At 64.1% G+C, this 17,043-nt stretch carries 11 protein-coding genes; 4 read left to right on the forward strand and 7 right to left on the reverse strand.

Annotation, left to right across the window (positions count from 1 at the left end):
- Positions 1–43: 43 nt before the first annotated feature.
- The 4 genes from KIH81_RS08735 to valS all read left to right on the forward strand — a co-directional run bounded on the left by KIH81_RS08735 (position 44) and on the right by valS (position 6,359).
- The gene (locus KIH81_RS08735; RefSeq protein ID WP_214305003.1) at positions 44–841 is read left to right on the forward strand and encodes a winged helix-turn-helix transcriptional regulator; all 798 of its coding nucleotides are present in this window, start codon (positions 44–46) and stop codon (positions 839–841) included.
- Positions 842–867: 26 nt separating this feature from the next.
- Entirely contained in the window at positions 868–1,536 is a 669-nt protein-coding gene (gene nth, locus KIH81_RS08740; RefSeq protein WP_214305004.1) for an endonuclease III, read from the forward strand.
- Between the two features lie 276 nt (positions 1,537–1,812).
- A complete protein-coding gene (locus KIH81_RS08745; protein WP_214305005.1) occupies positions 1,813–3,465 on the forward strand; it encodes an ABC transporter substrate-binding protein in 1,653 nt (550 codons plus the stop codon).
- Between the two features lie 143 nt (positions 3,466–3,608).
- Positions 3,609–6,359 (forward strand): valine--tRNA ligase, encoded by a 2,751-nt coding sequence (valS, locus tag KIH81_RS08750; protein ID WP_214305006.1) that lies wholly within the window; start codon positions 3,609–3,611, stop codon positions 6,357–6,359.
- Between the two features lie 182 nt (positions 6,360–6,541).
- On the opposite strand, the gene KIH81_RS08755 is transcribed toward valS, so the two are convergent.
- The 7 genes from KIH81_RS08755 to gatB all read right to left on the reverse strand — a co-directional run bounded on the left by KIH81_RS08755 (position 6,542) and on the right by gatB (position 17,041).
- Positions 6,542–8,665: a hypothetical protein gene (locus KIH81_RS08755; protein WP_214305007.1), complete on the reverse strand. Its 2,124-nt coding sequence runs from the start codon at positions 8,663–8,665 to the stop codon at positions 6,542–6,544.
- Between the two features lie 122 nt (positions 8,666–8,787).
- Complete coding sequence (locus tag KIH81_RS08760) at positions 8,788–9,177, reverse strand: chorismate mutase (RefSeq protein WP_214305008.1); 390 nt, start codon at positions 9,175–9,177, stop codon at positions 8,788–8,790.
- A gap of 97 nt (positions 9,178–9,274) precedes the next feature.
- A complete protein-coding gene (gene rho / locus KIH81_RS08765) occupies positions 9,275–11,476 on the reverse strand; it encodes a transcription termination factor Rho (protein WP_214305009.1) in 2,202 nt (733 codons plus the stop codon).
- Positions 11,477–12,005: 529 nt separating this feature from the next.
- A complete protein-coding gene (locus tag KIH81_RS08770; RefSeq protein WP_214305010.1) occupies positions 12,006–13,619 on the reverse strand; it encodes an NAD(P)/FAD-dependent oxidoreductase in 1,614 nt (537 codons plus the stop codon).
- A gap of 283 nt (positions 13,620–13,902) precedes the next feature.
- Complete coding sequence (locus tag KIH81_RS08775) at positions 13,903–14,217, reverse strand: DUF2469 domain-containing protein (protein ID WP_033890645.1); 315 nt, start codon at positions 14,215–14,217, stop codon at positions 13,903–13,905.
- Between the two features lie 6 nt (positions 14,218–14,223).
- Positions 14,224–15,267 carry a GNAT family N-acetyltransferase gene (locus KIH81_RS08780; protein ID WP_214305011.1) on the reverse strand — a complete coding sequence of 348 codons (1,044 nt, stop codon included), beginning with the start codon at positions 15,265–15,267 and terminating at the stop codon, positions 14,224–14,226.
- 274 nt (positions 15,268–15,541) lie between these two features.
- Positions 15,542–17,041, reverse strand: coding sequence for an Asp-tRNA(Asn)/Glu-tRNA(Gln) amidotransferase subunit GatB (gene gatB / locus KIH81_RS08785; protein WP_214305012.1), 1,500 nt, complete (start codon positions 17,039–17,041; stop codon positions 15,542–15,544).
- Between the last annotated feature and the right edge of the window lie 2 nt (positions 17,042–17,043).

Genomic DNA, 17,043 nt, shown 5'->3' on the forward strand with positions numbered 1-17,043 from the left:
AAATCAAGTAAGAGGGGGAATTAGCGTGACGGATCTTACGTTGATGACATTCGCCAGCGATCCCGCCACCGTACTGCCGTCCCTCGCCCTGCTCTCCCATCGTGTGCGCGTGCTGCCCATGGATGCGGCAAGCCTGGTGAAGATGCCGGAGAACACCATTCTGTTCCTGGACGCCCGCGACGATCTGGCCACCGCCAAGACGCTGTGCCGCCTCATCCACGCCTCCGGCCTGTCCACGCCGATCGTGCTGGTGCTCACCGAAGGCGGCTTCACCGTGGTCAACTCCCAGTGGGGCATCGCGGACGTGGTGGTGACCACCGCCTCCCCCGCCGAGGTCGAAGGTCGTCTGCGCCTCGTTTCCGAACGCGGCAATGCGCCCGCTACCAGCTCGCCGTCCGGCGCCTCCACCGAACCCGGCACCACCGTGGAGGACGGGCAGATCCGCTCCGGCGATCTCATCGTGGACACCAATGGATACACCGCATCCCTGCATGGTCGCCCCATCGATCTGGCGTACAAGGAATTCGAACTGCTCAAGTACTTGGTCCAGCACCCCGGTCGCGTGTTCACGCGCGCCCAGCTGCTGCAGGAGGTGTGGGGCTACGACTACTATGGCGGCACCCGCACCGTGGACGTGCACATCCGTCGTCTGCGCGCCAAGCTCGGCGGCGAATACGAGCATCTCATCGGCACCGTGCGTAACGTGGGCTACCGCTTCGACCCGCCCGAGAACGACCGTGGCGAGGCCGCGGCCAAGCAGGCCGCACAGTCGGCCATCCGCGGTGACGCAGTCGATCCCGATGCCGACGGCGGCGCTCCGGCGCTCAACACCGCCGCCTGATTCTGAGCCGATTCGAGGCAAATCCCATGCGCGAGACCAAAACCGCGCGAATCGAGCGGATGCATCATGAATACGCCATCCTGTGTCAGGTGATTCCCGCTCCCGAGTGCGCACTGCATTTCTCCACGCCGCTGCAACTGCTCATCGCCACCGTGCTGAGCGCCCAGACCACGGACAAGCGCGTGAACACCGTGACCCCGGAACTGTTCGCCACGTTCCCCACCGCCGCCGCGCTGGCCGCCGCCAACCCCGCCCAAGTGGAGGACATCATCCATCCATTGGGCTTCTACCGCTCCAAAACCCAGCATCTCATCGGCCTTGCCACCGCTCTGGACGAACGGTTCGGCGGCGAGGTGCCGCATACGATGGAGGAGCTGACCAGCCTGCCGGGCGTGGGCCGTAAAACCGCGAACGTGGTGCTTGGCAACGCCTTCGGCATCCCCGGCTTCCCGGTGGATACGCATGTGATGCGCGTGACCGGCCGTCTGCGCTGGCGTTCGGACTGGCGCATCGCGAAGTCCGATCCAGTCAAGGTCGAAAAGGAAATCACCGCCTGCTTCCCGCCCGAGGAATGGACGGATCTGTCCCATCGGCTCATCCTGTTCGGCCGGGCCACCTGCCATGCCCGCACGCCGGACTGCGAGCACTGCCCGCTCGCCGATTCCTGTCCCAGCTTCGAGCCGGCGAAGGCGTAGGCCAGGGGCCGGTCACATGGCTTCACTGAAGCCTCTCAGTGAAGGCGGAGGGCCAGTACTTGGCTTGTTCCCTTTGCTAAATCCGGTTTTCGCGACGGTATGCGTCCAAGCACTGGCCTTCTGCCATCACTGAGCCGCTTAGCGACGGCAAACCGACAGTCACTGGTTAGAAAACGTCGCAAAAAGAACCGTCAGTGAAGTCAGATAGCCAACGCATGGCATACAACCTACGCCCGTACCGTCTCCCCATCGCTCGCCACCGCTAGACTGGGCTCCATGCGAAGCAGACGGGACAATGCGTGGGTTCAGTGGGGAGTCTTTCTGGGGGTGGCCGCACTGCTCAGCGCGCTCGTCTGGGCCGGCTGGTCGGTCATCAATCATCGCCCGCTGATTCCGTTCGGTAATGCGGGCACCGAAGATGCCACGACCGTAAAAATTGGCGTGACGGATATGCCGGAATCGCTGGATATCCGACCGTCCGCATCATCGGAAGCAAGCGAATCCGCCGCCGATCCGACCGCAATCGACACCGTCTCCCCCGCTGAACGACTACTCATCGGCAACGTGTACGAAACGATCGTCACCGTGGACCAGCAGAACCGGCTTCAGCCGGGACTCGCCACGAAATGGACCGTGACAAATGACGGCCTGACCTACACCCTCACCATCGCCAAAAACGTCACGTTCTCCAATGGGCACACGTTGGACGCGGCGGACGTGGTGTGGTCGCTGCAGCAGGCGGTCAATGGTCAGGCCGCAAACCAGACCACGAATCAGTCCGCCGGTAATTCCATCGGCAGCCGCGATACGAACAGTCTCGGCAGCCTCGCCTCGGTGGCCAATCCGGACGCCACGACCGTCGTCATCACCCTGAACCAACCGAATCCCACACTGCTGCGAACGTTGTCCGGCAAGCTCGGCGTCGTGTTCGATGCGGAAGTGGGCAGTGCCGACTACGCCACGAAGGCCGTGGGTTCCGGACCGTTCACCGTGCGCGACTTCCGCTCCGGCCAATCACTCACCCTCGCTCGCAACGACGAGTATCACGGCACCAAGGCGGCGAGCGCCGCCGTGACCATGACCAAGTACGACAGTGACACCGCACTGATGAAGGCTCTGCAGAGCGGCGATATCGAGCTGGCCCAGAATCTCGGCGCGGATGCGGCGGCATCGCTGCAGAGCGAGTCCGCGAAGGCAAGCACAACGAGCGGCATCACCGTGACCAAAGGCGCCACCACGAGCAAGGTGATGCTGGCGTACAATCACGGCACCGATTCGCTGCTCTCGGACGAACAGGCGCGCAAGGCGTTCCGCTACCAGATCGACGCAGCTGGTATCGCGGGCTCTCAAGCCGGCAGCAACGGAGCGTTGGGCGGACCCATCAGCCCGCTCGAATCGGGCTATGAGGATCTGACCGGGCTGTTCCCCTATGACACGGCCCAGGCGCAGTCGATGTTCGGGTATTTCGGCGACCAGTACCTGACGACGGTGAATCTGGTGGTCACCGAGCGTTGGCGAACGTTGGCGGAGACCATCAAGCAGCAGATCGAACAGGGGCCGCGGCCGAACGTGAACCTTGAGGTGCTTTCCGACGCCGATTATGCGGCGCGTATCCAGGCCGGCACGTGGGAGATGACGCTGATGAGCATGGACGGCACGGACGACGCCGGCCTGTTCGTGGACGGGAACGGACCGTTCCACTACGACCGCGCGGAGGCGCAGCAAGCGTATGCATCGGCGCGGGCGGCCACGAACGATGCGGACTATGCGGAGCGGATGAAAACGTATGCGCGGCTACTCAGCGAGGATGCGGCCGCCGACTGGCTGTACACACGGGCCTGTTTCACGGCCGCGCGAAGCGGCGTGAGCGGGTACCCGACCGCGCTGACGGATCAGCGACTGCCGCTGGCGAACGTACGCATCGACTGAAATCCTGAGGAGCGTGGCAGGCCCACCAGGATTCCGCAGTTCCCGGCACCGGACGTCAAGCCCCGATACACCGCCCACGGGGTCACCGGCAAAAGGGCCGGAAAAGGCCGCCTTGTCATGCAACACGCATAGACTTTGGCCTTATGACTGAAGGCAATTCCATCATCAACGCCAGCCTCACCCCACTGCCCGACAAGGTCGGCGTGGACGGTCTTGAGGATAAGTGGCGCGCCGTTTGGGATGAGAACGGCACCTACAAATTCCAGAACACCCGCGACCGCAAGGCCGTGTACTCCATCGACACCCCGCCGCCCACCGTCTCAGGTTCGCTGCACGTGGGCCACGTGTTCTCCTACACGCACACCGATGTGATCGCGCGTTACAAGCGCATGCGCGGCTTCGACGTGTTCTACCCGATGGGCTGGGACGACAACGGCCTGCCTACCGAGCGCCGTGTGCAGAACTACTACGGCGTGCGCGTGGACGTCTCCCTGCCGTACGACCCGGACTTCAAGCCGCCGTTCGAAGGCACCGATGGCAAGAAGATCGACGCCAAGGACCAGGTCCCGATCTCCCGCAAGAACTTCATCGAGCTGTGCGAGAAGCTGACCGCCCAGGACGAGAAGCTGTTCGAGGCGCTGTGGCGAAAGCTGGGCCTGTCCATCGACTGGTCCCAGACCTACCACACCATCGGCGAGCACCCGCAGCGCGTGGCCCAGAAGGCCTTCCTGCGCAACCTCGCCCGCGGCGAGGCCTACCAGCAGGACGCCCCGGGCCTGTGGGACGTGACCTTCCAGACCGCCGTGGCCCAGGCCGAGCTTGAGAGCCGCGAGTACCCGGGCTTCTACCACAAGGTGGCCTTCCGCTTCGAGGACAGCACCCCGATCTACATCGAGACCACCCGCCCGGAGCTGCTGGCGGCCTGCACCTCGCTGATCGCCAACCCGGACGACGACCGCTACAAGAAGTACTTCGGCCAGGAGGTCTACTCCCCGCTGTTCAAGGTCAAGGTGCCGATTCTGGCCCACCCGGCCGCCGAGATGGACAAGGGCGCCGGCATCGCCATGTGCTGCACGTTCGGTGACGTGACCGATGTGCAGTGGTGGCGCGATCTCAAGCTGCCCACCCGTCCGATCATCCAGCGCAACGGCCGCATCGTGATGGACACCCCGGACTGGATCACCGATCCGGCCGGCCGCGAGATCTTCGCGGAAACCGCCGGCAAGACCACGTTCTCCGCCCGCAAGGTGATTGTGGACAAGCTGCGCGAGTCCGGCGATCTGGACGGCGAGCCGACGCCGACCAAGCGTATGACGAACTTCTACGAGAAGGGCGACAAGCCGCTCGAGATCGTCACCTCCCGCCAGTGGTACCTGAAGAACGGCGGCACGGACGCCAAGCTGAACGCCGAGCTCATCGAGCGCGGCAAGGAGCTGAACTTCCACCCCGACTTCATGCGCGTGCGCTACGAGAACTGGGTCCACGGTCTCAATGGCGACTGGCTCATCTCCCGCCAGCGCTTCTTCGGCGTGCCGTTCCCGCTGTGGTACCCGGTCAAGGCCGATGGCGAGCCGGATTACGATCACCCGATCACTCCGAGCGAGGACATCCTGCCGATCGACCCGACCATCGACGTGCCGGCCGGCTACACCGAGGACCAGCGCGACGTGCCCGGCGGCTTCACTGCCGAGAAGGACATCATGGATACGTGGGCGACCTCCTCGCTCACCCCGCAGATCGTGACCCACTGGGCCGAGCCGGACGAGGCCTCCAAGGCCCTGTTCAACGCCACGTTCCCGATGGATCTGCGCCCGCAGGGCCAGGACATCATCCGTACCTGGCTGTTCTCCACCGTGGACCGCGCACACCTTGAGAACAAGTGCCTGCCGTGGGCCCACGCCACGCTGTCCGGCTGGATTCTCGATCCGGACCACAAGAAGATGTCGAAGTCCAAGGGCAACGTGGTGGTGCCGAACGAGCCGATCGAGAAGTTCGGCGCGGACGCCGTGCGCTACTGGGCCGCCGCCGCCCGTCTGGGCCTGGATGCCACGTACGACATCGGCCAGATGAAGATCGGCCGTCGACTGGCCATCAAGCTGCTGAACGCCACCAAGTTCGCGCTGGCCATCGGCCGCGAGGACGAGAACCATCATGTGGGTGCCGCAGCCGAGGCCGTGTGGAACCCGGCCGACGTGACCGAGCCGCTGGATCGCGCCGCCATGGCCAAGCTGGCCCATGTGATCCGTCAGGCCACCGACGCGCTGGAGGCCTACGAGCATTCCAAGGCGCTGGAGGCCATCGAGTCCTACTTCTGGCAGTTCTGCGACGACTACATCGAGCTGGTCAAGAACCGCGCCTACGGCACCCCGGATGAGAAGGGCGTGGCCCCGTCCGAGAAGGCCGTCCGTTCCGCCCGCACCGCGCTGGGCCTGGGTCTGGACGCCTTCGCCCGCCTGCTGGCCCCGTACCTGCCGTACGCCACTGAAGAGGTGTGGAGCTGGATGCACGCCGGCTCCGGTTCCGTGCATCGCGCCGCCTGGCCGACCCCGGAGCCGTACGCCGCGGCTGCCGCCGGTGTTTCGCCGGAGACGCTGGCTTGGGCAGGCAAGGCCGTGGAGCAGCTGCGCAAGATCAAGTCCGAGGCCAAGGTCTCCATGAAGACGCCGATTCTCTCCGTGGCGCTGACCGCCGCGCAGGACGGCGTGGACGCGATTCGCGCCGCGCTGACCGATATCGCGCAGGCCGGCCGTGTGGTGGGCAAGTTCGATCTCGTGGCCAAGCACGCCGAGGAGGAGTCCGCCGAGGACGCCGCCGAAGCCGCAACCGCTGAGGCTGCCGAAGTCGCCGTCGAGTCCAGCGAGCTCGGCGAACCTCCCGTCAAAAAGGCCAAGTAAGCCGCCATCCGGCGACCGAAAGAAGCGCACATATGGGGGAAGCCCCGACCAGTACGGTCGGGGCTTCCCCCATATCGTTTTCATACCATATATTCATATTTCCGTGTAATTGCAGACACCGCAATATCACGCCAACCACGGCCTGTACCGATTCCCCGGCGATGAAGGCATCTCCTTACAGATCAGACAGTAGGAATGACGAGCAAGTAGCGGGGATCGCCGGTGTTGGCTTGGGGCACGGACGAGCCGAGCTGGTTGATGGCTTGGGCGATGAGCGTGCCGGCGTCGCCGAGTTCCACGGTCTCGCCGATGAGCGTGCTCATGTCATGCGTGAGCAACGTACCGCCCTTGTCGAAGCCGAACAGGACGGGCGCAGTGTCGGTGTCGTCCGCGGCATCGCCGGACTGACCCGACTGACCCGACTTGCCGGACGTCGCCGAAGTGCCGTCACCGGTTGCCGCGGAACCGGACGTATTGGATTGCGACTGACCGGACTGGCCGGCATCACCACTGCCGGACGCACCGGAGTCGCTGGACGACTTGCCGCCGCCCAACGCGGAGGTGAGACCATTGGCGTAACTCATCACGTCGCCGGCGGACATGGACATCGTATCGTCCACGAGCGAGGCGTTGGCGTCCTGCGATTGCTGCTGTTTGGCGGCCTCGGCCTGCTTCAGTGCGGCCTGGGCCTTGCGTTTGGCGTCGGCGGCCTTGGTGCGGCCGTAGAACGACCGCGACTGCGGGTCCGCCAGTCCGGCGAGCGCACGGGATTCGCTGATGGTTTTGGCCTGACTGGTTTCGGTGTTCTTGCTCTCGCCATTCTTGGACGTCTTCGCCGCATCCGAGGCCGTAGTGGATCCGGTATTGCCGGAATCACTGTCCGCACTGCCATTCTGCGTGGCGCCCGCATTGTCCCCGCCCTCGAACTGATCGGAGAAGCGCAGCACGATCTGCTTCAGCGCCTGGGATTTGCCGGTGTGCTCGCAGGCTGCGGCCAACGTGCTCATGGCGGCGTCCACCTTGGATTGCGCGTCTTTCAGATCGTCGCTGTCGTTCGTCTCGGCGATGGCCTGCTGTGCGTAGGCGGAGGCGCCGGAGGACGTGCCGCCGGTCAGCGCGGACAGGTTGGCGGTGTAGACGTCCGTGTATTTCATCGAATACGGGATCATCGCGGCGGAAAGCTGGCTCTGCCCCTCGGAGTACTGCTTGGATCCCTTGGTGGCCTCCTCGGCGGCCTCGGAGGTCAGATCGTCGATAAGACCGGTGGTGCCCTGCTGCTGGATGCGGCGGATCACCTCGTCCAACGCATCCACGGCACCCGCGTGCATGTGTGCGGCGCTCACGTTGTTCACCGCGTTGGCCAGGTCAATCACGGCCTGCGCAAGCGGCGTATCGCCGGACAGTTCGCCGGCGGTTCCCATCAGCGCGGGCAGCTGTGTGGACGTGCCGATGGAGCCCGACAGGTGATTGGTGTACGAGCTCACGTACGCGGCCATGTAGCCTTCGAACGTCTGCTTGTGGGCGGCTTTACGCTCGGCCACCACGGACTGGTCCAGCTTGCGCTCGTTGTCCCGCAGGGCCTTGAGCTGATCCACGAGCTGCTGGTGCTCGCCTGAGCCGGCGTCGGTCAGGGAGTCGACCAGCGCGGCTGCGGTCGTGGTGAGTTGTGCGGCATCGGAACCTGAGACCGACGCGGCGTTGCCGGATTCACCGGCCGCCTCAGGCAGCGAGGCGAGCGCCACGGCACTCATCGTGAAGTCCTTGGCGTTCATATAGCAGCTGAAACTCAGACCGGAACCGGCTGTACCGGCCGCCGCGACGACAGTGTTCGAACCTTGCGTGGCGAGTGAGACGCCTTTATCCACGGAGATGTCGTCGGAGACCTGGGTGGGCACGGTGAACGCGACGACGGGAACGCTTCCGTCAGCCTCGTCAGTGGCGGGCTTGACATCGATGTATATGCCGACGAGACCGGATGCGCCGCTCACGGTTGCGGCGTCCACGTTCGGACCATCGAGCGAGTAGGTGACCGTGACCTTCCATGGGGAGGTCGGGGCGGTATCGGAGTCGGCGGGAATGCGCGCGACGGCGGCGTCGGAATCGGCGCCGGACGCGGCCGTCCCGTTTACCGAACCGGTCACATACCAGCGTACGGGCGCGCCTCCGTCATCCAGCACGGCGTATCGGTCGGCGGCGGAGGCCAGCAGAGGTCCGTAGTCCACGTCGGCCGGACGGCTGAGCCATGCACCACCGGTGGCGGCCGTCACGCACAGGGCGCAGCTGACCAAGGCGGCGGCAAGCTTCATACCATCAATCCCATCGATACGGCCGGTCAACATGCATCAGGCAGCGCACTCGCGCGCGACTCACGGACCGGGGCGGATAACCAACTCCGTATCAATCTAGTCGAGGCACGCCCCAGCGGAAATTAGGCGAACACGTCCAGAACGCCCGGATCACCGCCGGCATCGGCGATGCGCTGGTGGCGCTTCTTGGCTTCGGTCACCACGAATTCGCGGTATTTCTCCGCGATTTCCGGGTCAAGGCCGGCATCGACGGCGATGCGATGGAGGCGCTCAATCTGGTAGTCCTCACGCTTGGTGTCCTCCGGAGCGAACCCGGCGTTGGCCTTCAGCACACCCACCTGTGACGTGGTCTTGAACCGCTCGGCGAGCAGTGAAATGACCGCGGAATCGATGTTGTCGATGGATTGACGAAGCGCTTTGATCTGCGCCACCGCCTTCGCGGTCTCCGGGTGGGCCGCCGCTTGGGCGGAATCGATGGTCGTCCTCTGCCAGTCACTGCTCGTTTCGCTCATAGATTCGAGGATACTCCAGTCTCGGGAAGCCGTCGATGCTTCATCGTGCATTAAAAAGTTCCCCTCACCACTGGCAAGGGGAACCGAGGAATCGAAATCAGTTGCCGTTCACGGCGTTGCCGTTGTTGGCCTGCTGCACGATGGCGGCCAGGAAGTCGCGGTTGGTGGCGGTCTTCTTGAGGCGCGGCACCAGCGTCTGGTAGGCCTGCTCGGGCTCCATGCCGCCGAGCAGTCGACGCAGACGGTAGATGATCGGCAGTTCCTTGGGCTCGGTGATCAGCTCCTCGCGGCGGGTGCCGGAGGCGTTGATGTCGATGGCCGGGAAGAGTCGCTTGTCCGCCAGCTCGCGGCTCAGGCGCAGCTCCATGTTGCCGGTGCCCTTGAACTCCTCGAAGATCACCTCGTCCATCTTGGAGCCGGTCTCCACCAGTGCGGAGGAGATGATGGTCAGCGAGCCGCCGTTCTCGATGTTGCGGGCGGCGCCGAAGAACTTCTTCGGCGGGTACAGGGCCTGGGCGTCCACACCACCGGACAGGATGCGACCTGAAGCCGGGGCGGCGATGTTGTACGCGCGGGCCAGTCGGGTCATGGAGTCGAGCAGCACCACCACGTCCTGACCGAGCTCCACCAGACGCTTGGCGCGCTCAATGGCGAGTTCGGCGACGGTGGTGTGGTCGGAGGCCGGACGATCGAAGGTCGAGGAGATGACCTCGCCCTGCACGGTGCGCTCCATGTCCGTGACCTCTTCCGGACGCTCGTCCACCAGCACCACCATGAGGTGCACCTCGGGATTGTTGGTGGCGATGGCGTTGGCGATGTTCTGCAGCGTGATGGTCTTGCCGGCCTTCGGCGGGGAGACGATCAGGCCACGCTGGCCCTTGCCGATCGGGGCCACGATATCCATGATGCGGCCGGTGATCTTGTTCGGCGTGGTCTCCTGCTTCAGGCGCTCCTGCGGGTACAGCGGGGTGAGCTTGGAGAACTGCGGACGGTTCAGGGTCTCTTCGACGCTCTGGCCGTTGATGGAGTCGATGGACTGCAGCGGCACGAACTTCTGGCGCTGGTTGCGGCGGTCGCCCTCGCGCGGGGCGCGGATGGAACCGTGCACGGCGTCGCCCTTGCGCAGGCCATACTTCTTGACCTGTCCCATGGAGACATACACGTCGTTCGGGCCGGGCAGGTAGCCGGAGGTGCGCACGAAGGCGTAGGAATCCAACACGTCCACGATGCCGGCAACCGGCACCAGATCCTCCTGCGGCTCCTCGCGGCGGTCCGCACGGTCGTTGCGATCGTTGCGGTCGGCACGATCATTGCCACGGTCGGCGCGATCGTCGTAACGGCGATCATCGTCGCCGGCACCCATGTTGTCGCGGTCGCGGCCACGCAGGCGACGGCCACGGCGGTCGGCGCGATCATTGTGCTCGGCGCGATCGTTACGGTCGTTGCCACGGTCACGATTGCGGCTGCGGCGCACGAAATCGCGGTCCTCGCCCTGTTCGGCGTCCTCGGACTGCTCCTGCTTCTGCGTGGGCAGGGTGGCCAGGATGTCGTCGAGGTCGCGCACGTTCTCCTCGTCGCCTTCCTGACGGCGACGACGGCGCGGCTGCTCGTCCTCATCGTCGCGCACGCGGCGAATCAGCGGTTCGGCATTCTCGTCACGGCGATTGCGGCGACGGCGGCCCTCGGCATCGCCGCCAAGGTCGAGCGTGGCGAGCAGGTCGTCGCCATCGGTGTGCTGACGGGTCTTGCGACGGCCGGATTCGGCCTGATCGTCGTTCTTGTTACGACGGTAGGAACGGGTGTCGTCCGTGTGGTCCTTGGCGTCCTTGTTGTCCAGCGCACGACGGGAGCGGCGCGGTTCGGAGGAGGCGGCATCCAGGGACGGCAGGTCAAGCTGGGCCACGACGTCGGAAACGGACTTCTCGCCCCTGCCGGACTTGGCGGGCTTTTCGGCCTTGGACAGCTTTTCGGCGGTTTCGGCCGGGGTCTGCTGCGGCTGGTCCTGTGCGGTTGCGGCGGGAGCGGCAGCGGGCTGGTCGGTGGTCGGAACGGGCTGCACGGCCGGGGCCTGGTCGGCGGTGGCCGGCTTGGTCTCCGCGGCTTCCTTGGCGGCCGGAGCGGCGGTCTTGGGCGCGCGCACCGTGACGCCGGCCGGCGGTTCACCGCCGTTGCGCGCGGCCTGCAGGGTGGCGAGAAGGTCGGGCTTGCGCATGGTCGACGTTCCGCGCAGACCCATCTGCTTGGCGAGCTCCTTGAGCTCAGGCAGCTTCATATCCTCAAGATTCTGGCTGTTTGCCACTAGTGTGCCCTTTCCATACCGAACAGGCTTGCGCCTCTGACGGCGTTAAGAGTGATTTGCGGTTGTACCGCACATAGAGGTTCGCGGCGTCTCTGTTACCTAGCGAACTTCGAATACTGTACAACGGCTCGCCGACCAACGCAAAAACAGCGCACACATAGTAAAAAGCTCTGTTAATCCAAGATCGGCATTCCCCTATCTTGGCTCCCCTTGTCAGGGGAGCTGGCGGCGAAGCCGACTGAGGGGTAGTCCGGTGGAATCCATGTCGATCTTGGTTTAACAGAGTCCAGCAAAAACTCCCCTCAGCGAAGGGAGCTAGGGAGAAAAACGAAAGGGAGCCCGGCTGTGATTTCCAGCGGGGCTCCCCTCAGTCTCACTTCGTTCGACAGCTCCCCTCAGCGAGGGGAGCCGAAAGAAAAGCGGTGCTTTTCCAAGAAAAGTAAATAACGTGTGCGGCAACGGCCGTTCGAAGCCGAAGGCGTACGAAGGTACGTCGAGCGCTGAGAAAAGGCCGTTGACGCTCCGTTATTTACTTTTCTTCGTGGTAGGACTTTTCGGTGTTGACCGACCACACGTTCTTCTTGGAGGTCTTGCCGGTCTTGATGTTGCCGACGGCCTCGATGGCGGTGGCCATCGAGTGATCCATGTTGTTGTAGTGGTGCTGACCGTTGCGGCCCACGCAGTAGAGGTTGCCGAAGGAGTCGAGGTATTCGACGAGCTCGTCCATCTGGGCGTAGGTGTCGAAGTAGGCCGGGTAGGCCTTCTTGACCTTCTCGCGGTGGGTGTCGAGCACGTCGTCCGGGCTGGAGATGACCTTCATGCGCACCATCTCGTGAATGGCGAACTTGACGCAGTCCTCCTCGCTCATGTTCCAGAAGGCGTCGCCCTCGTTGCAGAAGTACTCAAGACCGATCCAGACGGTGTTGTCCACGTCCTTGACCAGGTACGGGCTCCAGTTGTTGAACACCTGGATACGGCCCACGGTGTAGCCCGGATCCTGCACGTAGATCCAGCAGTCCGGCACGATCGGCGGGTTGCCGAGGGTGGGGATGTTGGTGGTGTTCTTCAGGCGCATGCGCTTGACCAGCAGGCCCACGGTCACGAAGTCGCGGTACGGCAGGCCGTTGGCGATGGTGGTCATGTCCGCGGGGGCGACTTTGGACTCGGGGGCCTCGGCGTCCTCACCGGCAGCGTCGATGGCGTTGACCAGGTCCTTGATGGGCATGGAGGAGATGAACTGGTCGGCGGCCAGCTCGGTGCGGTTACCCTCGGAATCCTCGTAGACCACGGAGGAGATGGAACCGTTGGACTGGCGCACCTCGACCACCTTGGCGTCGGTGATCACCTTGGCGCCGTTGGCGGCGCAGCGCTTCTCCACGGTCTCCCACAGCTGGCCCGGACCGTACTTCGGGTACCAGAACTCCTCGATGAGGGAGGTCTCCACCTCGGCGTTGGAGCGCTTCTTGGGCAGCAGCTTCTGGAAGGCGTTCTTCAGCACGCCCATCACGCTCAGTCCCTTGACGCGCTGGGCGCCCCAATCGGCGGAAATCTGGGAGGGGTGACGGCCCCACAGCTTCTCCGTGTAGCCCTCGAAGAACATGGAGTAGAGCTTGCGGCCGAAGCGGTTGATGTAGAAGTTCTCGAGATTGTCCTCAGGCAGCTTGTGGAACATGGACTTCAGGTAGCTGAAGCCGGCCTGCATGGTCATCACGAAGCCCATGGCTTTGAAGGTGGCGGGCTTCAGGGAGATCGGATAGTCGAAGAAGCGGCCGCCGTAGAAGATGCGGGAGACGCGGTGACGCTTGAGCATCACCTCATCGGTGACCTCGGGATCCGGGCCGCCGGGTTCGAGATCGTGGTGACGGCCGAGCTTCTTGTCGTCATAGCTGGGGGCGCCCTGCAGCGGCAGGACCTCCTTCCACCAGTCCATGATGCGGGTGTCCTTCGAGAAGAAGCGGTGACCGCCGATGTCCATGCGGTTGCCGTTGTGCTTGACGGTGCGGGAAATGCCGCCGAATTCGCGGGTCTCCTCGAGCACGGTCACGTCGTAGTTCTCAGCGCCTCCGTCCTTGACGAACTCCCAGGCAGCGGTCAGACCGGCGGGGCCACCGCCGATAATCACCACGGATTGCTTTTCGCTCACTTGAAATCTCCTTCTAACCAAATCAGCGATAGCTTATCCCAAGCCCCGGAAGCGCACGCCGACCTTGTGCATTTCCTCAACGAATATTCATAGTCACGACAACAAAAACGACAGAACTATCTTTCCCCAGACCAATCGCGGTCTGCCTCCTCCAACAACGAGCTGAGGGAGCGGGATAGGTGATGCTGGACCGTAAGCTTGGCCGAACGGCCTTGAGTGTGTCCAGCGTCATCTATCCCGCTCCCTCAGCGGTCAACGACAACGATCGGAGATGAATCCGAGGTTAATGGATGTCGTCAGGGATGTCGATGTCGGTTTTCTGCACCTCTTCGACGTTGACGTCCTTGAACGTCACGATGCGGACGGACTTGACGAAACGGCTGGAACGGTACACGTCCCACACCCACGCATCGGTGAGCTGCACGTCGAAGTATACGTCCTGTCCGGCGGAGCGGACGTTGAAGTCCACCTTGTTCGCCAGGTAGAAACGGCGTTCGGTCTCCACCACGTAGGTGAAGAGCTTGATGACGTCTCGGTATTCCTTATACAGTGCGAGTTCGGCGTCGGTTTCGTAGTTGTCGAGATCCTCGGCGCTCATGCTTGATTACTCACTTTCCGTGTCACGCTTGCGGCCTCGGCCCAGTGTACGCCACCATGCTTCCTTCGAGGTCTTGCGTTCGTTCTGACCGTACGGCCAGTTGCTTTCTTCGTCGGCGATCCGGTTCGCGCCGGAGTCGTTCCGCTGCTCTTCCTTGGTTTCCTGCCGCTGCGGTGCCGCTGCCGCCGGCTTCGGGTCCGGATCGCTGCCGGCATCGCCGTCCTGCGCATCGGCCGGGCTCGCGATGTTCTGCTGGATGGCGATGGAGTGCTCGCGGGCGGACAGGGCCTCCTTGACGCCCGGATTGTCCTCGATGAGGTGCATGCCGAAGGCGTCGAGCGAACGGATCGGATCGTACTCGTCCACCAGCGTATCCATGACGATGAGATCCTGGTACTTGTTGTTCTCCGCGTCCCACAGGGCGTCGCGCGAGGTGCCGGACGGCACGAAACCGAGCGACTGGTAGACGGAGATGGAGCGGCTGTTCTTCTCCGGCACGCCCACCCAGATGCGATGCATGCCCAGGCCGGCCGGCTCGGGGGCGAAACCGTACGTCATCACGCGCGGCATGGCGTCACGTGAGTAGCCGCGGCCACGGTAGTCGCGGCCGAGCACGATCTGGATGCGTGCGGAGCGGGACCAGCCATCGATGTCGATGAGGAAGATCATGCCGATGACGTTGCCGGTCGAGGCGGCGTCCACCTTGCCGTCATCGTCATGGTCGGCGTCGGTCAGCACGGCCCAGGCGATGGTGCGGCGGGATTCGGGATCGCCCACGCCGGATTCGGCGGGAGCCTGACCGGCCTCCCAGGCTTGGGAGCGACGGACCCAGGTGTGCACCACGGCACGCTCGGTGGCCGCGTCCTTGCCCGTGATCTTGGAGGCGCCATAGAAGGCGTCCAGCTCATCCAAGCGGGGCAGATCCTCCACGGTGGCCGGGCGCAGGTGCACCATTTCGCCGCGAATCGGAGGAATGACGATGCGTTCGGGCAAATCACGCTTCATCCGCGCATCAGTAGCCATGCTCAACACCTCGTTGGTCCCTGCCATTGGTACTCGTCCCCTGTTTCGACTCATATTGCAGTGCCGAACCTATCTTACTCGACTGGACGAAAGCTGGAAACGGGCTGAAGTGGGATGTTCGCCACATGTTTACGCCGGTGGCGCACAAGGAGAGGCATACGAAAAAGGCTCCCCTCGAAGAGGGGAGCCGTCCGGCAAAGCGAACCAAGGAAAGCATACGGACGAATCCGGTACTCCCCTCAGTCAGCTTCGCTGACAGCTCCCCTCAAGGAGGGGAGCCATGGTGAGACTGAACGAAGAATCAGCCCTTGATCTTGGACATGACGACCTTGGTCACGGCCTTGGCGTCGGCCTGGCCGCGGGTGGCCTTCATGACGGCACCGATGATCACGCCCATCGGCTTCATGTTGCCGCTCTTGAGCTTCTCAACCACGTCGGGGTTGGCCTCGAACGCCGCGTCCACGGCCGCCTCGATGGCACCGTTGTCCTCGACGATCTTGTAGCCGTGCTTCTTGACGACCTCGTCCGGGGTGCCCTCACCGGCGAGCACGCCGGCGACGGTCTGCTTGGCGAGCTTGTCGTTGAGCTTGCCGTCGGCGATGAGCTTCTCGACCTCGGCCACGTCAGCCGGGGTGACCGGCAGCTCCTCGAGGGAGACGCCCTTGGCGTTGGCCTCGCGGGACAGCTCGCCCAGCCACCACTTGCGAGCACCGGCGGCGGAGGCACCGGCCTTGACGGTCTCCTCGATGAGGTCGAGGGCGTCGGCGTTGAGGATGTCGCGCATCTGCAGGTCGGTCAGGCCCCACTCGGCCTTGAGGCGGTTGCGGCGCTCGCGCGGCATCTCCGGCATCTGGGCCTGGATCTCGGCGATGTGCTCCTTGGTGATGTGCAGCATCACCAGATCCGGATCCGGGAAGTAGCGGTAGTCGTCCGCATCGGACTTCACGCGGCCGCCGGCGGTGGTCTGCGAGGCCTCATCCCAGTGGCGGGTCTCCTGCAGGATCTCCTTGCCTTCGTCCAGACGGGCAGCCTGACGGCGGATCTCGTACTGGATGGTCTTCTCGATGCCGCGGAAAGAGTTCACGTTCTTGGTTTCGGAACGGGTGCCGTACGGGGCGTCGGCGGACGGGCGCAGCGAGACGTTCACGTCGGCGCGCATGTTGCCCTGCTCCATGCGGGCGTGGGAGATGCCCAGCGCACGCACGATGTCGCGGATGGCGCGCATGTACGCACCGGCGATCTCCGGAGCGCGGTCGCCCGCGCCCTCGATCGGCTTGGTCACGATCTCGATCAGCGGCACGCCGGCGCGGTTGTAGTCCACGAGGGAGTGGTCGGCGCCTTCGATGCGGCCGTCGGCACCACCGACGTGGGTGTTCTTGCCGGCGTCGTCCTCGATGTGCGCGCGCTCGATCGGCACACGGAACACGGTGCCGTCCTCAAGCTCGACGTCCAGGTAGCCGTTGCCGTTGGTCGGCTTGTCGTACTGGGAGATCTGGTAGTCGCGCGGCATGTCCGGGTAGAAGTAGTTCTTGCGGGCGAACTGGCTCCACTCGGCGATCTCGCAGTGCAGGGCCAGACCCAGCTTGATCGCGTAGTCGACGGCGGTCTTGTTGACCACCGGCAGGGAACCCGGCAGACCCAGGGAGACCGGGGTCAGCTGGGTGTTTGGCTCGCCGCCGAACTCGATGTGGGCCGGGCAGAACAGCTTGGTGTTCGTGCTGAGCTCCACGTGCGTTTCCAGGCCGAAGACCACGTCATACTTCTTGGTGGCATCGGCGTACTTCATCAGTTTTTCAGCCATGA

Origin of the sequence: Bifidobacterium miconisargentati, from assembly GCF_019331675.1 — a bacterium.
In the GTDB taxonomy this organism is placed as follows: Bacteria; Actinomycetota; Actinomycetes; order Actinomycetales; family Bifidobacteriaceae; genus Bifidobacterium; species Bifidobacterium miconisargentati.